Annotated in this window: 19 protein-coding genes; 6 read left to right on the top strand and 13 right to left on the bottom strand. The window is 50.1% G+C overall.

Annotated elements, in window-relative coordinates; all coding sequences use genetic code 11:
• Nucleotide 1: 1 nt before the first annotated feature.
• The 8 genes from AB9R92_RS09800 to AB9R92_RS09765 are packed head-to-tail and all read right to left on the bottom strand — an operon-like array spanning nucleotide 2 to nucleotide 7,899.
• The gene (locus AB9R92_RS09800; protein ID WP_370669274.1) at nucleotides 2–901 is read right to left on the bottom strand and encodes a hydroxymethylglutaryl-CoA lyase; all 900 of its coding nucleotides are present in this window, start codon (nucleotides 899–901) and stop codon (nucleotides 2–4) included.
• On the bottom strand, nucleotides 901–1,521 hold the full coding sequence (locus tag AB9R92_RS09795) for a flavin reductase family protein (RefSeq protein ID WP_370669273.1): 621 nt from the start codon (nucleotides 1,519–1,521) through the stop codon (nucleotides 901–903). Before AB9R92_RS09795 ends, AB9R92_RS09800 begins: the two co-directional genes overlap by 1 nt.
• Nucleotides 1,518–2,783, bottom strand: a complete 1,266-nt coding sequence (locus tag AB9R92_RS09790) for an MFS transporter (protein ID WP_370669272.1) — start codon at nucleotides 2,781–2,783, stop codon at nucleotides 1,518–1,520. Before AB9R92_RS09790 ends, AB9R92_RS09795 begins: the two co-directional genes overlap by 4 nt.
• 39 nt (nucleotides 2,784–2,822) lie before the next feature.
• Nucleotides 2,823–4,319 carry a sodium:solute symporter family protein gene (locus tag AB9R92_RS09785; protein ID WP_370669271.1) on the bottom strand — a complete coding sequence of 499 codons (1,497 nt, stop codon included), beginning with the start codon at nucleotides 4,317–4,319 and terminating at the stop codon, nucleotides 2,823–2,825.
• A complete protein-coding gene (locus AB9R92_RS09780; RefSeq protein ID WP_101191977.1) occupies nucleotides 4,312–4,572 on the bottom strand; it encodes a hypothetical protein in 261 nt (86 codons plus the stop codon). Before AB9R92_RS09780 ends, AB9R92_RS09785 begins: the two co-directional genes overlap by 8 nt.
• Before the next feature lie 36 nt (nucleotides 4,573–4,608).
• Complete coding sequence (gene leuD, locus AB9R92_RS09775) at nucleotides 4,609–5,220, bottom strand: 3-isopropylmalate dehydratase small subunit (RefSeq protein ID WP_370669270.1); 612 nt, start codon at nucleotides 5,218–5,220, stop codon at nucleotides 4,609–4,611.
• Complete coding sequence (leuC, locus tag AB9R92_RS09770; protein WP_370669269.1) at nucleotides 5,217–6,641, bottom strand: 3-isopropylmalate dehydratase large subunit; 1,425 nt, start codon at nucleotides 6,639–6,641, stop codon at nucleotides 5,217–5,219. Before leuC ends, leuD begins: the two co-directional genes overlap by 4 nt.
• Before the next feature lie 13 nt (nucleotides 6,642–6,654).
• Nucleotides 6,655–7,899 (bottom strand): CaiB/BaiF CoA transferase family protein, encoded by a 1,245-nt coding sequence (locus AB9R92_RS09765; RefSeq protein ID WP_370669268.1) that lies wholly within the window; start codon nucleotides 7,897–7,899, stop codon nucleotides 6,655–6,657.
• 311 nt (nucleotides 7,900–8,210) lie between these two features.
• On the opposite strand from AB9R92_RS09765, the gene AB9R92_RS09760 reads away from it, so the two are divergent.
• Nucleotides 8,211–8,882, top strand: a complete 672-nt coding sequence (locus tag AB9R92_RS09760; protein WP_370669267.1) for a GntR family transcriptional regulator — start codon at nucleotides 8,211–8,213, stop codon at nucleotides 8,880–8,882.
• Between the two features lie 61 nt (nucleotides 8,883–8,943).
• Here AB9R92_RS09760 and AB9R92_RS09755 read toward each other — a convergent pair whose 3' ends face one another.
• Both AB9R92_RS09755 and AB9R92_RS09750 read right to left on the bottom strand, forming a co-directional pair.
• Nucleotides 8,944–10,989, bottom strand: coding sequence for a CocE/NonD family hydrolase (locus AB9R92_RS09755; RefSeq protein ID WP_370669266.1), 2,046 nt, complete (start codon nucleotides 10,987–10,989; stop codon nucleotides 8,944–8,946).
• Nucleotides 10,989–12,512 (bottom strand): BCCT family transporter, encoded by a 1,524-nt coding sequence (locus tag AB9R92_RS09750; RefSeq protein WP_370669265.1) that lies wholly within the window; start codon nucleotides 12,510–12,512, stop codon nucleotides 10,989–10,991. Before AB9R92_RS09750 ends, AB9R92_RS09755 begins: the two co-directional genes overlap by 1 nt.
• Before the next feature lie 141 nt (nucleotides 12,513–12,653).
• Here AB9R92_RS09750 and AB9R92_RS09745 point away from each other — a divergent pair, with 141 nt between their 5' ends.
• On the top strand, nucleotides 12,654–13,307 hold the full coding sequence (locus AB9R92_RS09745; RefSeq protein WP_370669264.1) for a TetR/AcrR family transcriptional regulator: 654 nt from the start codon (nucleotides 12,654–12,656) through the stop codon (nucleotides 13,305–13,307).
• 510 nt (nucleotides 13,308–13,817) lie between these two features.
• Nucleotides 13,818–15,101, top strand: a complete 1,284-nt coding sequence (locus AB9R92_RS09740; protein WP_370669263.1) for an L-lactate MFS transporter — start codon at nucleotides 13,818–13,820, stop codon at nucleotides 15,099–15,101.
• A gap of 81 nt (nucleotides 15,102–15,182) precedes the next feature.
• On the opposite strand, the gene AB9R92_RS09735 is transcribed toward AB9R92_RS09740, so the two are convergent.
• Complete coding sequence (locus AB9R92_RS09735) at nucleotides 15,183–16,676, bottom strand: amidase (RefSeq protein ID WP_370669262.1); 1,494 nt, start codon at nucleotides 16,674–16,676, stop codon at nucleotides 15,183–15,185.
• A gap of 279 nt (nucleotides 16,677–16,955) precedes the next feature.
• Here AB9R92_RS09735 and AB9R92_RS09730 point away from each other — a divergent pair, with 279 nt between their 5' ends.
• From AB9R92_RS09730 to AB9R92_RS09720, 3 genes are all read left to right on the top strand, one after another.
• A complete protein-coding gene (locus AB9R92_RS09730) occupies nucleotides 16,956–18,032 on the top strand; it encodes a Fe(3+) ABC transporter substrate-binding protein (protein WP_370669261.1) in 1,077 nt (358 codons plus the stop codon).
• 75 nt (nucleotides 18,033–18,107) lie between these two features.
• A complete protein-coding gene (locus AB9R92_RS09725) occupies nucleotides 18,108–19,739 on the top strand; it encodes an ABC transporter permease (protein WP_370669260.1) in 1,632 nt (543 codons plus the stop codon).
• Nucleotide 19,740: 1 nt separating this feature from the next.
• Entirely contained in the window at nucleotides 19,741–20,487 is a 747-nt protein-coding gene (locus tag AB9R92_RS09720; protein ID WP_370669259.1) for an ABC transporter ATP-binding protein, read from the top strand.
• A 55-nt stretch (nucleotides 20,488–20,542) separates the two neighbouring features.
• On the opposite strand, the gene pabB is transcribed toward AB9R92_RS09720, so the two are convergent.
• Nucleotides 20,543–22,285 carry an aminodeoxychorismate synthase component I gene (gene pabB / locus AB9R92_RS09715; RefSeq protein ID WP_370669258.1) on the bottom strand — a complete coding sequence of 581 codons (1,743 nt, stop codon included), beginning with the start codon at nucleotides 22,283–22,285 and terminating at the stop codon, nucleotides 20,543–20,545.
• Nucleotides 22,263–22,886 carry an anthranilate synthase component II gene (locus AB9R92_RS09710; RefSeq protein WP_370669257.1) on the bottom strand — a complete coding sequence of 208 codons (624 nt, stop codon included), beginning with the start codon at nucleotides 22,884–22,886 and terminating at the stop codon, nucleotides 22,263–22,265. Before AB9R92_RS09710 ends, pabB begins: the two co-directional genes overlap by 23 nt.
• Nucleotides 22,887–23,114 lie beyond the last annotated feature (228 nt).

The raw sequence follows: 23,114 nt of genomic DNA, 5'->3' as shown, positions 1-23,114 counted from the left end.
TTTATGCAATATGCGTTTTATCGGCTTGTCCCGATTTCATGACTTGCCCCGGCAGCGTTCTGCCGAGCAATTTTTCCAGATCGACTGCTGCTTCAAGCAATTGCGGCAGTTTGCCATGAACCGGCACACCCATGAACTCGAACATGTGGACGACGTCTTCTAACGAGACATTGCCACTCGCGCCAGGAGCAAACGGGCAGCCCCCGATGCCGCCCAACGCTGCGTCGAAATGGCGCATCCCCGCCTGGTACGCCGCATAGATATTCGCCAAGCCCATCCCCCTTGTGTTATGAAGATGCAGGCCGAAATAATGTTGCGGATATTGTTTCTTAATCGTCGAGATAAATTCCGTCATCTGCACCGGATTCGCCATGCCGGTCGTATCGGCAATCGTGAATCGGCTGATGCCAGCCGCGGTCAAAATCTCGATATTGCCGAGGATTTTGTCGACTTCATACAACCCTTCGAACGGGCATCCGAATGCGGTGGCTAAACTCACCGTGATCTTCGAAGAATCCATTAATTTCTGGATGTCTTTGACCCCTTCGATCGATTCACCGACTGTTTTCCTGACATTTTTCTGGTTGTGCGTCTCGCTGATGGACAGTACGTAATTCACTTCATCCACCCCTGCTTCCAATGCCAGCTCGGCACCTTTCACGTTGGGCACGAGCGCAATCACTTCCACGTTTTCGCGTTTGATTCCCCTGATCACTTCGCGTGCATCGCGCATTTGCGGAACGGCTTTCGGTGAAACAAACGAAGTCGCTTCGATGCGCGGAATTCCCGCTGCGATAATCTGGTTAATGATATGGATCTTATCTTCGGTAGCGATCCAGTCTTTTTCCATTTGAAACCCGTCTCTACCTGTTACATCGGTCATGATTACTCTTTCGTCCATCACTTGATCCCTTCTTCCACTTTTACTCTGGGCAAAGTGAACAAATTATCGACTTCGCAATAATTGCCTGCCAGCCTGCCGAGCGGTTTGAGTTTTTCAAGGTCCACTTTGTAATTGCCGAGATAATATTCATCCTGGATATGGTATTGAACGACTCTTCCCAAAATTAGATGGTCGCTGCCAAGTTCGATGATTTGATCCAGCTCCAACTCAAAAGAAATCGGCGCTTCGCCTACTCGCGGCGCCTGCACATTAATGCTCTCAACCGGTGTTAGCCCTGCCGCTTCAAACTCATCCACCTCCGCAGGCAAATTACCCGAGCTGATGTGCATCTCGTCTCCGAGCGGGGAATTCACGATATTGACAACGAATTGCTTGGTGCTTCGGATATTCGATAAGGTATCCTTGGTCGTTCCTTCCCTGTCGCCGACACCGGGACCGACTGAAATGCATAGTGTGGCCGGATTTCGTGAGGCGACCGTGAAAAAACTGAAAGGCGCCAAATTGCGGTTGCCATCTTCGTCTATAGTGGAGACCCAAGCAATCGGCCGAGGCACGATCGACCCGGTCATCAATTTATACGCTTTTTTCGTGTCAATGCTGCGCAAATCAATATTCATCCTTTTCCACTCCCTTTGTGAGGCTTGCTTTCTTTATGTGCTAATCGTTTGGCCCATAAAAGCAGGACAATGACAAAAAGCAAAACAAAAGATAGAAAGAACCAGCCATAATTGAAATTTCCTGAAAGATCGACTATATATCCAAATAGCGGCGGGCCGATGATTACCCCCCATGAACCGACCATCAAAGTGAAGCCACTGGCGATTCCGGCCTGCTTGAAAGGCACAAGTTCGGTAGCCGCATTCATCCAGATACCATTGAATCCTGAAATACAAAAGCCGAAAACGGCGACCACTGAAGCAATAGCCCAGAACGAAATCCCTGCAGGAAGCCGCGTGACAATCAAAGCGATGCCGATTGAGAGCGCCGCAATATAAACAAGGACAATCAAACGCTGCCCTTTAAAAATAGTATCGCTGATGATCCCCCAGGCCACTCTGCCAAAAGAGCCGCTGACTTCTGAAATGACTAGCAGCATGCCCGCCAGCAACAGGCTGAGCCCGAGTTGTTCATAAGCAAACAAGACGATATACGTATTCAATATCAATTGGCTCCCGCTCAAGCCCATAGCGGCAATGCTGAGCAGAACGAGCGGTTTATGGCGAAACATGGCCCCAATCGATTCCTTTAAATAAAACCAGCTGACTTTCCTTTCCTGCTCATGAGGCTCCGCTGATGGCGGATCTCGGTAAAAGCGATAAGCAAGCACGCCCGTCGCCATCAATAAACCACATGCCGCCAGTAACGCCATGCGCCAGCCCCAAACCGCTGCCAGCGGCAATAGCAAAAGGGCCGATAGAGCCGACCCCAATGTAACGCCCATTTGCTTGATGCCCATTGCCGTTCCACGCTTTTGTTGGAACCAGTGCAAAATCCCTTTATTGGACGTCGGATGCATCGTGCCGTAGCCCACTCCGCCGATCGTCACCATCAACAGCACGAAAAAGTAATTACTGCTGATCGCCATCAGCATAAAAGCGCCGCCGAGGCCGAACGATAAATACAGCAATAAGCGTTTGGAACCGATGCGGTCGACGATAAATCCGGCGGGTATGGACGCAATGGATTGGCCGAGAAACAAAGCAGCCGGCAGCATGCCGATCTGAGCCTTCGTCAGCGACAAATCTTCCCCGATCAATACCCCGAGCGGCGCCAGGCTCCGGCCGATGAATGCGACCATCACCTGGGCAATAAGCAGCCACCCGAGCATATGCCAGGGATTGATTGTTTTGAATGGTTTCACAAGTGTTGAGTTGTCCATTTAATCGCCACATTCTTATTCAGCATAAAGGAAAACCGTTTATGCCAAATCGATTTTTTTGAGTTCCGCTTCTTTTTCAACGGTCAGCGGCACAAGGTATGAACCGACAACAGCGATAAAGAAGTTAGCAGCTAATCCGATGACGCCGCCGTGAATACCGAACACCGTCTTGTAGCCGGTCCACGTCAATACGCCGGCAATGATCGCCCCGGCCAACATGCCCCAGAATACAGGCTGTGCCGCCATTCGCTTCCAGTAAAGCCCCAAGACAAACGCCGGGAATACCTGGACGAGCAATTCGAATTTCAGCACGAAAATCTCATAAAGCGTTGCAGGCGGATTCCAAGCGATCCACAATAGCAAGCCGACAGCCGCGACGCCGGTCACTTTCCCGACCATCACTTTTTTCTTCTCGGGAGCTTTCGGGTTGATGAAGCGGCCATAGATATCATTGGAAACGATGGACGAGAAACTCAATAGCACAGAGTCAGCCGTCGAAACAATCGCGGCTACGATCGCCCCGAAGAAAATAATCATGACCCAATAAAAGAACCCGTTGATGCCGGCAATTTCATTCGCCATCAACCCGACCAATTGCTCAGAACCGGTCGTATCCAAGTTCGGAATGAGCGCGATGCCCAAAATCCCGATGACAAACACCAAGCCTGTCGTAATCGGCGGCATCCAGGCCATGCGTGAGAAGGAACGTTTCAACGTACGTTCACTGTCTGCTGCGAAAATCCGTTGTACGGCGTGGGGATAAATCGCCGCCCCGAGCCCGACCAATAGCAGCATGCTGAACCAGTTAACCGAAGTCATCATATCCGGAACCCCGAGTTTCGCAGGTTCATTCGCGGCGATATATTGTGTCGCTGATGAGAAATCGCCTCCGACAAGGTAAATTGCTCCCACCAAAAAGATGACAATCCCAACCATCAGAACCAAGCCTTGCATAACGTCAGTGAAGGCAACCGCTTTCATTCCGCCCAACCATTCGTAGATCAACATGACCAGGACAAAGGCGATTACCGCCACTTGATAAGGAATCGTTCCTCCCGTCAAACTTGATGCGGCGTGGCCAATTGCCACTAACTGTTCAAGCAAGTAGTTTCCAAGGCCCCAAAGCATGAGCACGACAGCCAGAATCGTCACCGATTTCGATTTGAAGCGGTGTGAGATCCAGTCAGCCGGTGTAATGAAATTCATTTTCTTCGATACGACATACATGCGGGGAGCAAAGAGCAAATAGACCCCGATAATGATGGTCATGAAGGAAATCGACTGCAGCCAGGAAAAACCGGTGCGGTAAGCGGTCGGAGCATAGCCGATAATGGTATTCCCGCTGTACTGTGTGGCATAAAGCGTGAAGAACAACGCCACAATCCCCAGATTTTTCCCTGCCAGATAATAATTACTCAAGCTGTCATGGAGTGTTTTGTCTCCACGGCCTGAGAAATAGCCGATCAATAGCATGACGATTGCATAAGCTGACAGAATCAATACGCCATCCATGCCTGCAAACACCAAATCATTCATTTACTCTCCCCCTCTTCTCCGCTTCTTCTTCATCTTCCACAATGTCCCATTCTTTTAGCGTCACCCAGCTTAAAAATCCGCATAAAATCAGTGAAAACGCCAAAATGATCAAAGCCCAATAAGGAACACCGAAAATCAAGGGTTCATAGGAGCCGATTGGCAAATACCACGGGACGTTTCCGATCACAATCAACAATAAAGCAATCCAAATCCATTTTTTTCGAATCGGCTCTTTAATTTGCTTTTTCTCCATATCCGAAGCTCCTTTTAACTGCTGTATTTTGAACCTTCACCCTGATTGCAGGCTGTAGTAAAGCCGGTGTTGTTGTTCGAATGCGTCGATTTGTTTCTCATGCCGGATTGTTGCGGAAATTTCGTCCATCCCTTCAAGCAACATATGCTTCCGGTAGTCGTCTACTTCAAAATGCTTTGTCATGCCGGTGGAATCCCGAATTTCCTGCGATTCCAAATCCACTGTCAAGGCATAATCCGGTTGTGCCGCAACCCTGCTAAACAGTTCTTCTATCTGTTCTTTAGGCAGTTGGATCGGTAAAATCCCATTCTTGAAGCAGTTGTTATAGAAGATATCTGCGAAAGAAGACGCCAAAATAACACGAAATCCATAATCTTCAATCGCCCAGGGCGCATGTTCGCGCGACGAGCCACAGCCGAAATTATCACGCGTCAGCAAAACAGTCGCGTTGCGGTAGGGTTCGCAATTCAGAATGAATTCTTCATTTTCTGTGCCATCTTCATTGAAGCGCCAATCGAAAAAGAGAAATTGGCCGTAGCCCCTTTTTTCGACACGCTTCAAAAATTGCTTCGGAATGATGGCATCGGTATCTACGTTGGCGCGGTCCAGCGGCGTCAATGTTCCCGTATGGGTTTTCAGCGCTTTCATCCTGTCACCCCTTCTCCCGTTTTGAGCGGCCAGTCCCGGACATCGGTAAAGCGGCCGGTGATTGCCGCGGCCGCAGCCATCGCCGGGCTGACCAAATGGCTCCTCGACTGGCGTCCTTGCCGGCCTTCGAAATTGCGGTTGGAAGTGGACGCCACCCGGTCTCCGGGCTTGGCGATGTCTGGATTCATCCCGAGGCACATGGAGCATCCCGCATCCCGCCATTCAAATCCAGCATCTATAAAGGTGCGATCCAAATTCTCTGCTTCAGCTTGTGCTTTCACTGCCTGTGAACCTGGAACAACCAGTGCCCGAATGCCCTCTTTTATGCGATAGCCCGTTACGACAGCCGCTGCTTCCCGCAAATCCTCAATCCGCCCATTCGTGCAGGAACCGATAAAGACCGTATCGATCTCGATGTCTTTCATTCTTACTCCCGGTTCCAGCCCCATGTAAGCCAAAGCGCTTTCTGCGATTTTTCGCTGCTCCAAAGGCAGATCTTCCAGCACCGGCACTCGACCGTTTACTGAAACGACCATGCCTGGATTTGTCCCCCATGTCACTTGAGGCTCTACTGTGCCGCAATCGAATTCCACCAATTTATCGAATGCCGCGTCTTCATCGCTGAACAATTCTTTCCACTCTGCACGCGCTTGCTCCCATTGTTCACCTTCCGGAACATAAGTCTTGCCTGACAAATAAGCGAATGTCGTGTCATCCGGCGCGATCATGCCTGCTCGTGCGCCGATTTCAATCGACATATTGCAGACAGTCATCCGCTCTTCCATTGACAGCTTACGGATGGCTTCACCGCGATATTCGATTGTGTAACCGGTTGCAAAATCATGCCCATATCGCCCGATCAACGCCAAGATCAAGTCTTTCGCAGAAGCGCCGGTCGGCAATTCTCCTTGGAATTCAATCGCCATCGTTTTGGATTTGCTTTGCTTCAAGGTCTGTGTGGCAAGCACATGCTCAACTTCGCTCGTCCCGATGCCAAAAGCCAATGTGCCGAATGCCCCGTGCGTTGCTGTATGGCTGTCTCCGCAGACAATGGTCTGCCCTGGCTGCGTTAATCCAAGTTCCGGTGCAATGATGTGGACGATGCCCTGCTGTTTATGGAAAAGGTCAAAAAGTTTGATGCCAAAGTCTTCGCAGTTTTTACGCAGTGCCTCTACTTGCTTTTGTGCAATTTCGTCTTCAAAAGGCTGGTCGCGGTTAAGTGTGGGTATGCTATGGTCCATAGTTGCCAATGTCCTGTCTGGCCTGCGCACGTTCCTGCCCGCTTGCCTTAACCCGTCGAATGCTTGCGGTGAAGTCACTTCGTGCACTAGATGCAGATCGATATACAGAATGTCCGGCTGCTCCGGCTGTTGGGCCACCACATGCCGGTCCCAGATTTTTTCATATAGAGTCTTTCCCAAAACCCATCACTCCTTAAATGATTTCGCGCTCCTCCAGCTCTTTCAACTTTTCTTCGCCATATTCCAAGATTTTTCCATAAATGAGTGCATTGTCTTTTCCTGCGCGCTCCGCTCCTACGTGCTTCACTTCACCTGGCGTCCGGCTCAATTTCGGCACGACGCCTGGCATCGGAAACTCGCCGAGAGTTGGATGTTCCCGCTTGATGATCATTTCGCGCGCTTCATAATGGGGATCTTCGACAATGTCTTTGGCAGTATAAATCAATCCCGAAGGCACGCCTTTTTCCGCTAAGATTTCGAGCGCCACTTGTGTATCTTGCTGTTTCGTCCAGGCTTCGATAAGTTCATCCAGTTCTGTCATGTTCTCGCTTCTGGCGTGGTGGGTATTGTATTTCGGGTTGTCGTATAGCTCCGGTTCACCCATCGCTTCACATAAACGCTTAAAGACCCCGTTTGCATTGGCACCGATGACGATGTACGTATCGTCTTTTGTTTTATAAATATTGGAAGGCGCGACACCCGGCAGAATATTGCCCATTCGCTCACGCACATAACCCGCCAGCAAATAATCCGGAATGGTGCTTTCCATGACAGAGAAGACCGATTCATAAATGGCTGTATCGACCACCTGCCCTTTTCCGGAATGATGGCGCTCGTGGAGGGCCGTCAGTGTTCCAATGGTTGCAAATAGCGCGGCCAGCGTGTCTCCAATAGAAATTCCGATGCGCGAAGGCGCACGATCCGGAAAGCCCGTAACGTTTCGGATGCCGCCCATCGCTTCGCCGACACTGCCAAACCCTGCTCTTTCTTTATAAGGGCCGGTTTGGCCATATCCAGACGTTCTCGTCATGATGATGCCCGGATTGATTTCGGCTAATTGCTCATAGGAAAGGTTCCATTTTTCCATTGTTCCAGGGCGGAAATTCTCAATGATGATGTCGGCATTTTTGACCAACTCTTTAAAAATCTCCTGTCCTTCCGCCGTCCGCAAGTTCAAGGTCACTGATTTTTTATTGCGCGACTGGATCGGCCACCACAAACCTTCTCCATCCTTTTGTTGCCCCCATTCGCGCAGCGGATCCGCTTTATCAGGTGCTTCGATTTTGATGATTTCTGCTCCAAAATCCCCGAGCATCCTCCCCGTAAATGGGCCGGCAAGCAAGGTGCCTAATTCCAGGACGCGTACTCCCTGCAGCGGCAGCCTGTCTTCTTGTTGTGGTTCGCCTTGGATATCGATTGCTTCTTGTAGGTTTGTCATATGTGGCACCCCCATTTATTTTTTGCATTGTATCCAATTTGTCCGTTTCCCCATCTTCTGAAGCAGGCAGCACATTGCCCTATGGATTAAAGGCGCTGATGCGGCGTGGTTTTGTCAACACGGATAAATTTTCGGATAATTAGCAATTGATAAAAAAATAACACATTGTATACAATAAGGTCAACACTCTTTCTTAAATAAAATTTAATTCCTTGTTATACCGCTTAAAAATAAAAAGGAATCTGTTTGACTGCTATGGATATTTGTCTCCAAATCTAATTTTGTATACAATAAAATGAGAGGTGTTGAACATGAACGCATACGAAATGATAAAAAATGAAATCATCATCGGCAAATTGCCACCCGGCAAGCGTTTAACGGAAGAGGCATTGGCCGAACGCTTTCAAGTCAGTAGGACCCCGGTAAGAGAAGCGATTAAACAGCTTGAATCTGACGGCCTCATCACCCCTTTCCAAAGACGGGGCTATACGGTCCGCGAATTCACAATTCAAGACATTCGCCAAATCTATAACGTCCGGGCGCTTCTGGAAAGCTATGGAACTAGCGAAGCCGCCCTTTACAGGACAGAAGACGATCTTGAAAAAATCCACAACAAAAACCTAGCCTACGAAAAAGCGATTAACGAATTGGACCGCGACGACATTTACTCGATCCGCAGCTTACAGCAAGCGAACCAGGCATTTCATGAAGAGATTTACAAAGCCACCAAAAATGAGTATTTGATGTCCCTCATCTCAAAAGTAGTGGTAGTCCCGCTCATTTTCCGTTCTTTCTATTGGTACAATGAAAATCAATTGATGCGCTCATTGGACGTTCATAACACCATATGGAAAGCCATTGAAAACCAAGAGCCGGAGCGCGCGAAAATCGCCATGCAGGAACATATTTACCAAGGACGGGATGATGTGTTGAAGCAATTGAGCAACCCTGAATTGGAGATATGGAAAGAGAACGTTCAATAATCGTATTTGAGAAGACAATAACAACGAAAAAGAGACAGCCCAGGGCTGTCTCTTTTTAGGTTTAATTGAAATCCCGCTCCGTTTCAAATTCACGGCAAGTATCATGCACTTTTTCATCGCCGTCATATGCGGCTAACTCACTCGTCACATAAAATTTCTTCTCATCAGCCCACATTGTGCTGGTGGATTCTAAACGCGTCTGCCATTCTCCTCGGCCAAGTGTCAATGTCCAGTCGCAAACCACTTTTGCAGACAAGGCATCTCCTTCCACAATCCGATAGACATTGCGGTTGGTGCTGCCATATTCCAAGCCGTTCGACGGCAATCGACGGCATCCTTCGTCCGAAAAGTCTTTCAACACCCATTCATTCGTGACAGTGTTATGGCGGATTTCACGCGTGCGGCCAGCTTCTCTAAGCACTTCGCGGTCCAGCACTGCGGCTGTCTCCGGCTGTTCAAAAGGTGAAGTTGTTTTTGGCGCAATTTCTTGTTGGTAAACGGGCAGCACTAATTTCGTCGTTGCGTCTTTGATCAACAAGACATTTGCTTCTTCAGCCGAAGGCCAGGCATGCGGCCAATAATTTGGTGAAATCGAAACTTGCAGACGGTGGCCTTTCGGAACTTTATAGCCGATTGCATCCAATTCAATGGTGGCTGTAAAAGCTTCTCCGGTCGGCACATCTTCCGGGAATTCGTGACTGTTCCGATGCGTCAGGTTCAATTGCCCCCAACTGATCAGCTTGGAAGTGCCGAATGGCGAAAGCTCGCTCAAGCGTACCGCCAAATTGCCGCGCTTCTGATCGCTTTTCAACTTCACTGTCATAACCGGAAAGCCGAGTATTGGCAAGTCTTGTTCCAACTCCGTGCTGGTGAAAGTATTGGACAGCCCGTTTTCGATGCCTTGATCAGACGGCATATCTCCTTCTTGTCCGAATGGGCAAAAGACGCCGGCATACAAACCATGCTGCTGATGATTTTTCAACCATTCTTCGCCTTCGGCCGGTGCTTCAGCCAAATCAAGATCCCCTAAATAAAAGTTTCGGTTTTTCGTGTTCGGGGTCGGCCATGCCTGCTCTTCCACCCATTCTCCCGGCCGCATATCGTAATCCGTTTTCGGCGGAACCGCATCCTGCATCCACAAACGGATCGGCGCGTCTTCCATAATGCCCGTTTCTTCCTGTTTCAACCACTGGTCCCACCAGCGAAGGCATTCCTGAAGAAATCCGATTTGCGGCCCTGGCACAGCGACTTCCGGGTACTCATGCGCCCACGGGCCGATCAATGCTTTTTTCGGGCCCTTCAAGTTTTTCATCATGCGAAAGATTGCGTTCGTGTAACCGTCCGCCCATCCTCCAACTGCATAGACCGGAATTTGCACATCCTCGTAATTCTCACAAATCGAGCCATGTTTCCAATACGCATCACGCCGCTGGTGGCGCATCCATTCTTCTATAAAAGGCGGTGTCTTTTCCAGACGTTCCAGCCATTTTTCCCGCCAAGTTTCCCCGACATGCGCCGGGTCTGCCGGGCGCGCATTGTAAGCGAGCATTGTCGAAGCCCACCACAGCATGTCTGAGGCTAGCACTGCGCCTCCCTTATAATGGACATCGTCCGCATAGCGATCATCGGTCGAGCACAAAGTGATGATCGCCTTTAATGCCGGATGCTGCCGAGCAGCTACTTGAAGGCCGTTAAAGCCGCCCCAGGATTTCCCGATCATCCCGACCGCGCCATTTGACCAATCTTGCGCTGAGATCCAATCCAAGATTTCCAGTGCATCGTCTTGTTCCTGCTTGGCATATTCATCGTACATGATGCCTTCTGAATCTCCGCAGCCGCGCATGTCCACGCGGATGCTTGCATAACCATGACCTGCAAAATACGGATGCCGCAATGAATCACGCAAGGCGGTAAATTCGTTTTTCCGATACGGCAAGTATTCAAGCACCGCGGGCACCTTAAGCCCGACTGCTGTTTTTGGCATCCAAATTTTCGCAGACAACCTGACACCATCAGACATTGGAATCCATAGATGATCCGTCACTTCCACTTCATGCAGAAATTCTTCTTTCACTTTGCGCGTGCTTTCCCTTACGTTAAAGACCATTATTTTTCCGCTCCTTTACCCATCTGTTCGGGATAATCTTCTTTCAGCCATTTCAACAACGAAGCCGTCAATAAGCCATACAGCAAGATAACCGGTACCGAAACGATGACCGAAGAGGTTTGAATGACGTTCAACCCGCCGATCAACAATAACGAAATGGCAAGCGCCGCCAGCACCATCCCCCAAAGCATACGGTTCCAGCGTGCCGGTTCCTGTCCTGCAGACAATTCTTTCGTCGTGATGGATGCGAGGATATAAGTCGCTGAATCCAATGATGTCGCCAAGAAGATAAAGCCGAGAACAGCAAAGAATGGCAGCACCAGGAAGCTTAGCGGCAAGCTTTTCAAAATCTCAACGATTGCTGCCGGGTCGCCGCTTTCATTCATCACGCCTAAGACATCCAGTGCTCCGCTCAATTGCAAGTTCAAGCTATAGCCCCCAAAGATGCCGAAGTATAGCCAACTGCCGACTGAGCCCCATAAGAGAATATGCGTAATCAATTCACGGATCGTTCTGCCACGTGAAATCCGGGCAACGAACAATCCGATGAACGGCGCAGTTGCCGCAAACCATGCCCAATAGAAGACAGTCCAGCCTTGCGGGAATCCACCTTGATTGATTGGATCAGTCGAGAAGCTCATGAACGCGAAGTTCTGGAGCATCAGCCCGAAGCTATTCGTAAAATTCGATAAGATAAACAAAGTCGGACCTGCCAATAAGACAAATACCGCCAAGCCAAGCGCCAAATAAACATTCCAGTCGCTGAGCTTGCGTATGCCTTTGTAAAGCCCGACGTACGCACTGGCGCTGTAAATGACGACCCAAACCGCGATGATGATAATGCTCAAGGTGAGTGATTGGGCGACGCCGAAAATTTCACCGATCACTGCGGAGACCATTGGCACACCAAGGCCCAGCGAGGTTCCGAGGCCTCCAACCAAACTCCAAATAACGAGAATATCGATGATTTTGCCAAGCCAGCCGTCTGCATGTTTGCCTAAAATACCGCGGCATGCCGAACTGATTTTCAACGAATGATTTTTCTTAACGAAAAACGAATAAGCAATGGTCACTGTGGGCAAGGCATATAACGACCAAGCCGAAATGCCCCAGTGGAACAAGCCATAAGTGACTGCCCATTCCGCTGCCTGGTTGCTGTTCGGCTCATAGCCAAACGGCGGCCCCATGTAGTAATACATCGGTTCCATCATCGACCAGAACATAATGCTTGTGCCCATCCCCGCACAAAACAGCATGGCTCCCCAACTAAAGGTCGAGAACTCAGGCGGTTCTTCGCCCAACCGCACTTTTCCGTATTTACTGAAGACTAGATACATGAGCAATATAAATAAACCGAAAGTCAAAAATTGAAATGCCCAATCCAAATTGTAAGTAATGCCGGTTAACATCGTATTTAGGACAGGTTCAGCCGTATCTCTGAAAATAACCAAAGCTAAAGTTGCGACGACAATAACCCCCAGCGAAGACCAAAACACCAAAGGATCGATTTTTACTTTATTCACCCAATTCCCCCTTTAATTATTAATCAAGATTATTTTATAATCATGATTATTTTTTTTACTATGTTTAGGTTAGCATGGTAGTATAAAAGAAATCAACAGTCGTTTAGGCAATCGCAGATGACAGAAATGGTGGAGTTGGATATGGAAAAACGAAATTTAAAAAAACGGAGAATGTGGACTTATTTTATCGATGCGACGGAGGAATTGATCCAAGCTGAAGGATTCCGCCACGTCACGATAAGGAAAGTAGCCGATAAAGCAGGCTATAACAGCGCGACCATTTATAATTACTTTGATGATTTATCTCATTTGCTATTTTTTGCTTCTTTGAAATTTATGCGTCCTTATATTGAAACGGTGACTGCAGAAATGGAAAAAGCAGATGACCCCATCGAGAAATACCTTGCTGCGTGGGATTGCTTCAGTCGCTACTCGTTTTCAATGCCTGAAATTTTCAACGCCGTTTTCCTGATGGATCTTGGGGATCATCCCGAGAATATGCTGGCGCATTATTACGAATTGTATCCGATGGACTTGGTGACGGTGCCCGATGAACTGTTGCCAGGTTTGAAGAAGCGCAGCTTAACGGATCGTGGCCGATACGCCATCCATTTCATCGTAGAATCCGGGGTACTTGATGAGCAGCAAGCCGAAGAATTGAATGAATTGACCAACCTGGTGTGGCAAGGAATGTTTTCAAACTACTTGAATCACCGAAATGACTATAGTCCGGAAGAAGCGCAAAGACGCGTCATGGCTTATATCCGCGATATCGTCCAGATGAAAGTGGGTTGACGAATCAGTTTATGGAACCAGAGGCTTTCAACTACAGAGAGGCTCTGGTTTTTTGTATGCCAAATAATTATATTGCCTGAAATAGCATTTATTCTTCTAAAAGAGAGAGATTAATGCTTAAAGCAGAATATTTTAGAATAGTTGAAATCCTCCTTCAGATAAGCCTCAAAACCTCATGAACACTGGGTTTCAGGTACCTTTCACATCTCCCAGGCAGAGAATCTCTCCTTTAAACCAGAAAATTTCTCTCTCAGCGAAAAATGAGCCAATATCCCTAAACTAATTTGGACTTTTCTGAAAACGCTTACTTTAATTCCCCTATTTTATTCCTTTTTCATTAAAAAGGAGGGATTTTCACTCCTTCAAACACGTAAGTTCACGTTTCCGTTTAACAGGATTATCATATTTTTATTAGACTAGTTTTTCTATTCTGAAAATTAGTTTGTCGAAATAGTGAAAACCATGTATTCTCTAGAAACAAGTTCTACGAAACAAAGGAGGAATTTCACTATGAAGACGAACAAAAACAGATGGCTGATTGCGTTATCCGCCATCGCGATCCAATTGTCGATCGGTGCGGCTTATGCCTATAGCGTCTACACGAAACCCATCAGCGAAACGATGGGCTGGTCTCCAACAGAAATCACCTACGCCTTCACGATCATGATGGCGCTCGGCGGTATTTCCGCAGCGTTCTTCGGCGGCTTCGTCGAAAAGAACGGGCCACGGAAATCTGCCATGGTGGCCGCTTTCTTGTTCGGCCTCGGACAAGCGGGCGCTGGATTTGCGACTCAAATTGATTCACTCGTACTATTCCTGCTTACATACGGATTCATGAGCGGCATGGGGCTTGGCGTCGGGTATATCGCGCCGATCTCGACACTCGTCAAATGGTTCCCTGACCGCCGCGGGCTTGCGACTGGCATGGCCGTCATGGGCTTTGGCGCCGGCGCACTCATTACCGCGCCGGTTGCGGCAAGCTTGATCGCTTCTGTCGGCGTAACGACTACTTTCTATATTCTCGGCATCAGCTATTTCATCTTGATCTCACTCGGTGCTTCCTATATTGCCCCGCCACCTGAAGGGTTCATGCCTAAAGGAATGGAAGCGGACCTTGCTTCCGGCAAAAAAGTCATGAAGAAAGACTTGGCCCAACTGACAGCTAGAGAAGCTGTGAAAACACGCCGCTTCTGGATGCTGTGGACGATGATGCTCATCAATGTCAGCGCCGGCATCATGATTATTTCGGTCGCTTCACCGATGGCACAGGAATTGGTTGGCTTGACGGCAGCCGGCGCGGCGACGCTCGTCGGCATCATGGGGATTTTCAATGGCGGCGGACGCCTTGGCTGGGCTGCAATTTCCGATTATATCGGGCGCCCGACTGTGTTCATGATATTCTTCATCATCCAGATCATCGCTTTCGTCATGCTCCCGGGCATCACGAACGTTATCATTTTCCAAGTATTCATCTTGCTCATCGTTTCATGCTATGGCGGCGGCTTCTCGAACTTGCCGGCGTTCATCGGCGATATGTTCGGGACAAGACAGCTTGGCGCCATCCACGGCTATTTGTTGACGACGTGGTCTCTCGGCGGGATCATCGGCCCGGCGATCGTGTCACAAGTCTATGCCGCAACAAATAGCTATGTCCCGGTCTTCTATATCTTCATCGGATTGATTTCCGTCGCGCTTATCATGTCTATCTTGATCCGCATGGATATTCGCCGCGTGGAACGCAATTACCAAAAAGAAGAGAAGGTCCAGGCCACTCAACAGGCCGTTTCTTCTTAACACCAATGAAAGCCCAGGAAAAGGGGTGCCTTTTCCTGGGCTTTTTGCGTTTTCTTCTATATAACATAATCCAATTCAGTTCTATTGAAAGAATGGATTGCCGCGCTGGCCGATCCATAGGTCGCTTTGTTCGATTTGCTTCGCCAACTGGAGCAAGCGATGCTCTTCTCCTTTTTGCGCCATCACTTGGACACCGATCGGCAAATTCGCCTCGGTCACATGAAGCGGCAAAGACATCGCCGGCTGGCCGGTCAAATTCGCCAGCTGCGTGAACGGCGTGTAGCTGAGGCTCGGCAAGAACATCGCATAAATCAATTCTTGCTGGTCCGAGGTGTCACGCGCCATGTCGAGTGCTTGCAACAGGCGCTGGCGTGATTCCTTGGAATGGCTCAGCTCGCCAATTTGCGGTGCGGCATGCGCCGTGGCAGGCGTAATATAGAAATCGAAAGTTTCGTGAAGCGCCGCCATTTTTGCGGCTGCTGCGTCCCATGCGGCAAGGCTCGCGGAATAATCGGCGGCAGAAACCCGTTTTCCAGATGTGGCCAACAGCCAGGACTCGATTTCCATATCGTCTTCCGACAAGCGCCGGCCGAGCGTTTTTTCCAGATTCTTTTGGAGCAGCGCCATTTCCCCGCTGTTCATCAAATAATACTCGCGCATCAATTGGACGCCATCGATGTCAGGAGCTTTTTCTTCGACTCGATGCCCTTGCCCTTCCAGCCAGCGCACCGTTTTCAAAACCGCGTGTTTTGCATCTTCCGAGACCAGCGTGCCGACAGGCGATTCCAGTGAGAACGCAATTGCCAGCGGCTTCTCGAACTCCCGTTGCAACTGTTCCGCGTATTTTCCGGGAAATAGCGGCGTCTGGAACGCGGCTTCCGGCTGGACGACTTGCAATTCATCCAATAGCGCAGCACTGTCCCGCACTGTCCGGCTCAGCGCAAAATCGATCGATGCCCCTTGCCATTGCCGCCCGGCTCCAGGTCCGACAGGGGTTCTGCCGCGCGTCGGCTTGAGCCCGAACAAACCCGTGAATGATGCAGGGATGCGAATCGAGCCTCCCCCGTCGCTCGCACCGGCGACCGGTACGATGCCGGATGCGACAGCGGCGGCCGCCCCGCCGCTTGAGCCTCCCGGTGAATGATCCATATTCCACGGATTGTGCGTCGGGCCGAACAGTTCCGGCTCCGAAATATTCTTCAAGCCGAATTCCGGCGTATTGGTGTGGCCGATTGGGATGAGCCCGGCCGCTTTCAAGCGCGCAACGAAATGAGAATCCCGTTCCGGGCGGATATTTTTCAGCAATTTCGACCCTGCGCTCAAACGCTCCCCAGCGAGTGCCTGGGAGATATTCTTCAGCGCAATCGGCACACCGCCGAACACACCGTTTTCTATGTTGTTTGCATCCGCCATCGCTTGTTCACGGCGATCTGCGGTAAAGGCACGGAGCTTCGGCTCTACTTCGTCCAACCGGCGAAAGCTCGATTCCACTAGTTCCTTCGGGCTAACTTCCCTGGTTTTCACCAGTTCTGCCATCGCTGTTGCATCCAGTGTCAAATATGTTTTCATGTCCATTTCTTATGCCTCCATTCCAGCTGTTGTAGCCCTCGATTCTCACTTTCAAGTGTAGCATTTTCTATCATGTGGAAGTAGCAGTGGCATTGGGCTCTTTTGCGGCTCGTTTTCATAATCGTCCGTTCTCATTTCCGGCGTAAATTACAATGACACTTATCACGTATTTATTAAATCACCCCAAAAGCTGTTGACTTTATCTTCTCAGTAGCTATAATTGACATTGAGAATCATTTTCATTTGAATGCGATTCATCACTACATACTTAAAGGAGAGACATCCATGAAGAAATTGCTTTCATTCCTATTAGTGCTCGGCACGCTTCTCGTGCTTGCTGCGTGCGGCAGCTCGAACAGCTCAGAAGAACAACCGGCGGAAACGTCCGGTGACGAAGCTGAAACAGCCAGCAACGAAGTTAACCTATATACGGCTCGCCATTACGATGTGGACGATGAGCTCTACAAGAAATTCGAAGAAGAAACCGGCATCAAAGTCAACTTGATCAAAGGCGAAGCAGATGAGCTTCTTGAGCGCATCAAGCGCGAAGGCGATGCAACGCAAGCCGATTTGTTCTTGACGGCTGATGCAGGCCGCCTGCACCGCGCGAAAGAAGACGGCATTTTGCAATCTGTTTCAAGCGATGTGCTGGATGAACAGATCCCTGCCAACTTCCAGGACGAAGACCAAATGTGGTATGGCCTGACAAAACGCGCACGTGTCATCCTGTATGACAAAGAAAAAGTTGACCCGTCTGAGCTATCCACTTACGAAGCATTGACGGAAGACGAGTGGGCTGGACGCGTCTTGATCCGCAGCTCTGAAAACATCTACAACCAATCTTTGCTCGCTTCTTTCATTGAATTGAACGGCGAAGAAGAAGCAAAAGAATGGGCAGCCGGCATGGTCGAGAACTTTGCACGCGACCCTGAAGGCGGCGACCGTGACCAGGCGAAAGCAATTGCAGCAGGCGTCGGCGATGTGGCCATCATGAACACGTATTACTTCGGCCAAATGCTGAACTCTGAAGATCCTGCAGAAGTCGAAGTGGCTGAAAGCCTTGATGTGTTCTTCCCGAACCAGGATACAACAGGCACGCATGTTAACGTCAGCGGCGCGGGTGTGGTAAAATCAGCTAAGAACCAAGAAAATGCCATCAAATTGCTGGAGTTCCTCTCCGCACCGGAAGCACAGGAAACATTCGCTTCTGTCAATTATGAATACCCAGTAAACGAAGCAGTGGAACCATCCGAATTGCTGCAATCATGGGGTGACTTCAAAGAGCAGGACATCTCGATGTCCGCACTCGGCGAAAACAACGCCAAAGCGATTCTATTGTTCAACGAAGTCGGCTGGAAATAAGCTACATGATCTCCCCTTGCCGCTGTCTGAATGCGGCAAGGGATTTCTTGCGATTTGGAAAGAGGTGCCTGGATTTTGCAACGCAGATTGGCCAATTTCAATATCTGGACGGTGGGGGCAGCCGTCATCATCCTGATGCTGTTCCTGCCGAACTTGACCATTGTCACCGGGCTGTTCACGCCGTCGAATGACAATTGGGAGCATATGAAAGAGTTCGTATTGCGTCAGTTTGTCATCAACTCACTGATCCTGACGCTCGCCACGGCATTCGCCACGATTCTCATCGGGCTGAGCCTTGCCTGGCTGGTCGCGCAATACGATTTTCCATTCCGGCGCTTTTTGAAGTGGGCATTGATCCTCCCTCTTTCCATCCCGCCGTTTATCGGTGCTTATACGTACCACGGCATCTTGAATTTCACCGGTGCCGTGCAGACGACGCTGCGCGAGGGATTTGGAATGGAACTGGACCCGGCGTATTTTGATATCATGAACTTGCCCGGGGCGATTTTCATCTACACGATGTTTTTGTACCCGTATGTTTACACGATCACGCAAGTGTACTTGTCCGAACAATCGGCATCCTTGATCGAAAGCACACGGTTGCTCGGCAAAGGCCCTTGGCGCACGTTCTTCCAAGTGGTGCTGCCGATTTCCCGGATTTCCATCATCGCCGGCGCGAGCCTGGTCGTGTTGGAAGTGCTGAATGATTACGGTGTCGTGAAATATTACGGCATCCAAACCTTCACGACCGCCATCTTCCAAAGTTGGTTCGGCCTTGGGGATTTGGATACATCGATTAAACTGGCCGCTTCACTCATGGGCTTTGTCATCATCATCCTGCTCATCGAGAAGCTGCTTCGCGGCAGGCGGCAATACAGTTATTTCTCTACGAAAGTCCGCCCGCTCCAGCTAATCCCGCTCAGCGGCTGGAAAGGCTTTGTGGCGGCAGGCTACGGCATGCTGATCTTGAGCCTTGGGTTCTTCATTCCCGTCATTCAGCTGGTTGACTGGACGATTTTGACCTTCGGGACAATCCCGATGGAAGAATTCATGCGCTACGTGCAAAACTCGGTTTTTGTCGCCGGGCTCAGCGCGACCTTGATCGTCATCTTTGCACTCATCGTCGGGAATTTCGCCCGCATGGTACAAGGCAAATATACGAAATTGTTGCCGAAACTGACGGTGCTCGGCTATTCGATTCCGGGGGCGGTCATTGCGGTCGCGGTCGTCACGGCTTTTGTCGCACTCGACGGCTACCTCGCCCCGCTTTATATGGCAATCGGCCTTGAGACAACGCTGGTGCTCAGCGTCAGCATTGTTCTGTTGCTGTCGGCTTACATCATCCGGTTCTTCGCCATCGGCTATAATTCGATCGAGACAGGCTACGACAAGATCGGCACGAACTTCCGGGATGCTTCAAGGCTCCTCGGTGCCGGCCCGACGAAGACCTTTTTCAAAGTCGATGTGCCGATGATGAAAGGCGCCATTATCAGTGGATTTATCCTGGTCTTCATCGATGTGCTCAAGGAGATTCCCTTGACATTGATCCTGAGACCGTTTAATTTTGATACATTGTCAACAAAAGCTTTCCAGTACGCAAGTGATGAAAAAATCATGGAAGCTTCCCAAGCTTCCCTTTTGATTGTCGGTATTAGCGCCTTGGCCATTGTGATTTTCTATAAGATACTCGAGAAGGAGATGGATTGATATGTTTGTCGCCATTGAAGATGTGAGTTTTTCCTATCCGAATACACAGGCCCCTGCACTTGATCGGTTCACGCTGGACATTAAAAAAGGTGAGGTCATTTCGATCCTCGGGCGCAGCGGCAGCGGAAAAAGCACGATTTTGCGCTTGCTCGCGGGGCTTGAGCGGCCGAAAAACGGTCGCCTGGTCATCCAGGACGAAACCTTGTTCGACGACAAGACATTTCTGCAGCCTGAAAAACGCGGCATCGGCATGGTCTTCCAGGACTATGCCTTGTTCCCGCATATGACGGTTGCTGCGAACATCATGTTCGGTTTGTCCGGCATGAAAAAAGCCGATAAGAAGAGACGCATGCGCGAAATGCTTGAACTCGTCGAATTGGAGGAATACGAAAAGCGCTATCCTCATCAATTGAGCGGCGGCCAACAGCAGCGTGTGGCAATTGCCCGCGCGATTGCGCCGAACCCTCATTTGATCTTGCTGGATGAACCGTTCAGTAATTTGGACGCCGAGCTACAAGGGAAAATTCGCAAAGATCTTCGGGAGATTTTGAAAAAGGCGAACATCACATCCATCTTCGTGACACACGATGAAAAAGACGCGCATATCCTCGCCGACCGCATTGTAAAATTGAAAGACGGCAAAATGGATTTTGTCGGGCGCCCGTGCGATATGCTCGATACGTTCCGCCAAGAAGCCATTGCCGAATCCGAAGAAGTATTGAAATCCCAACCCGTCGTCAATGTGTAATATAGAAAAGCCGGCCCTTCCATTATGGAGGGGCCGGCTTTTTTCAGCTGCTATTTTACACAGGATCAGTATCAAGTTCCACTTTCATCCATCCGCGGACGCTGTTGATGAACCAGATGGCGTCGAACGTGTCGAGTTCGTCTTTTTTCAGCACTTTCGTTTCGATGTGCCCTTCTTCAATCAGCTGTTCTCGGTAGGTGCCGGCGAGCAGGCCGCTTGAGACGGGCGGCGTGTAGAAGCGGCCGTCTTTTTCAGCGACCACATTGCCGATGGTGAACTCGGTCAACTCTTGACGGTCATTCCACAAAAGCACAGAAAAAGCGTCAGGCGCTTCTTGTTGGTGCTGTTCATAGATGCCGCGGTTGGTCGTCTTGTGATAGAGAAATGCATTTCGGCTGTCGACTGGCGTTTTGGCGAGTGCACAGCGGATCGGCTGCTCGATTGGGGCTGCCGGCTGTGCAGTTAATTCCATCTTACCGCTGCGCTCAAGCGTCAGGCGGACTTTGAAAAGGCCTGCCGGATGCTTTACAGCAAGCGATTCCAATTGTTTCGCCACAGCTTCTTCATCTAATGCAAAACGGAAGTACGCGGCGCTTTTTTTCAGCCGTGCGAGGTGCAGCGCGATCAGCGGATAGTTTCCGTCTTCCAGCTTGAGCGATTCGATCAAGGCGAATTCCGGACGCTGATCGGTCAGCACGCGGGCTTTCGTCAATAGCTCTTCGTACTCGCCCTCGGACGTCGAATCCCAAGTGATGCCGCCGCCCACGCCGTAGCGCGCAGCCGATTTGTCCTGATCGATGACGACGGTGCGGATCGGCACATTAAAGACGGCATTTTTTTCAGGCGTGATATAGCCGATTGCGCCGCAGTAAACTTCGCGCGGCGTCTGTTCGAGCCCGGCAATATAGCGCATCGTGCTGATTTTTGGCGCGCCGGTGATCGAGCCGCATGGAAACAAGGCTTTGAACCAATCGAATACGCTGAGCCCTTCCGGCAGTTCGGCTTCAACCGTTGACGTGAGCTGATGGACGGTCGGGTATTTCTCCGCTTCAAACAGCTTCGGCACTTGCACGCTTCCCGGCTTCGCGAGGCGGCTCATATCGTTTCGCAATAAATCCACGATCATCAAGTTCTCGGCGCGTTCTTTTTCTGAATCGAGCAGCACATCCAAAATGGCCTCATCTTCCCAATTCGTCCTGCCACGCGGTGCAGTGCCTTTCATCGGTTTCGTGCGGATGCGCGAGCCATCGATGCGGAAGAATAATTCCGGCGACGCCGATAAAATCTGGTGGCGCCCGATATCTAAGTAAGCGCTGTAATCCGCTTGCTGGTTGCGCGCAAGCTGCTGGTAAAATGCTTTCGCATCCCCTTTGAATCCGGCGGTGAGGCGTTCTGTGTAATTCACTTGATAGGTATCGCCTTCTTCGATCGCTTGGCGGATTTTCTGGATGCCGTTCTTGTACTCGGCAACGGAACCTTCGAGCGTCCAAGACGATACTTCATAATCTCCATCGCCTGAAGATTTTGGTGCTTGTGAATCGCTATAGATGCCGAACCAGACGAGCGGCATTTCGACTCCTTCGCGAACGGCCATTTCGGCATGAAAAGCAGGCGCGGCTTCGTAGGACACATAACCCGCGGCGTAATAGCCTTGGGAGGTGTAGCGGTCGACTTGTTCAAAAACGGCCGCCACGTCCGTCAGCGTCTTTGCTTCAAGCACCGCGTGCGGCTCGGAAAAAGCGACCGTCTCAGGCGTTCCATCGTCTTTCGCAAAGTCAAACTGCAGATAAGGGGCCATCCTGTGCGCCTCCTTTCTTTTCGCGATTCCATAATTGGGCATTCTGATAGGCGGTCGCGAGCATCTGAAAACCATCCTTCGTTAAAATCGATTCGGGATGGAACTGGATGCCCTCAACCGGCAATTCTTTATGGCGCACGCCCATGATGCTGCCATCTTCTGCTGTTGCCGTGACTTCAAGAATGCCCGGCAGCGTAGCGCGGTCGGCTACGAGTGAATGATAGCGCACGACTGGCGTCGGTGAAGCGAGCCCCGCAAAAACCCCTTGCCCGCTATGTGCCACTTCCGACACTTTGCCGTGGACAGGCTGTGCACCTTTACGGACGTTGCCGCCGTAGAACTCGACGATGCTTTGGTGGCCAAGGCACACACCAAGTATCGGCACGTTGCCGCTGAGCTGTTCGAGCGCTTTATGCCCAAGCCCCGGCTGCAAGGGCTTGCCCGGCCCTGGCGACAGCACAATCAGTTCTGGCGATAAGGCTTCGATGCCTTGGAGTGCGGCCTGGTCATTTTGGAAGACCTCCACTCTCGCACCGAGCCGTTCGAAGTAATGGACCAGATTATATGTAAATGAATCATAATGATCGATGATAACAATCACGGGAAAAACTCCTCTTCAAATGAAATGTTGCGTAGTTTCATTATAAAGGGAGCAGCGCGATTAAGCATAGCTTATGCAATGGCGTGCGGAAGGAGAAATGCCCAAATTAAGTCCGCATAACAGAACACTCGCTATAAATAGCGCAATCAGCAAAGCGCAAAGCTAGTTTGTCTATGTACCTCTCCAGGCAATTAAATACGCCAGCATCCTCACCATAACATGCCGACT

The sequence above is a fragment of the Planococcus sp. SSTMD024 genome, assembly GCF_041320495.1.
Classification (GTDB): domain Bacteria; phylum Bacillota; class Bacilli; order Bacillales_A; family Planococcaceae; genus Planococcus.
Note: the sequence above shows the minus strand (reverse complement) of the source record. Positions and strands in the feature narration are given on the sequence as shown.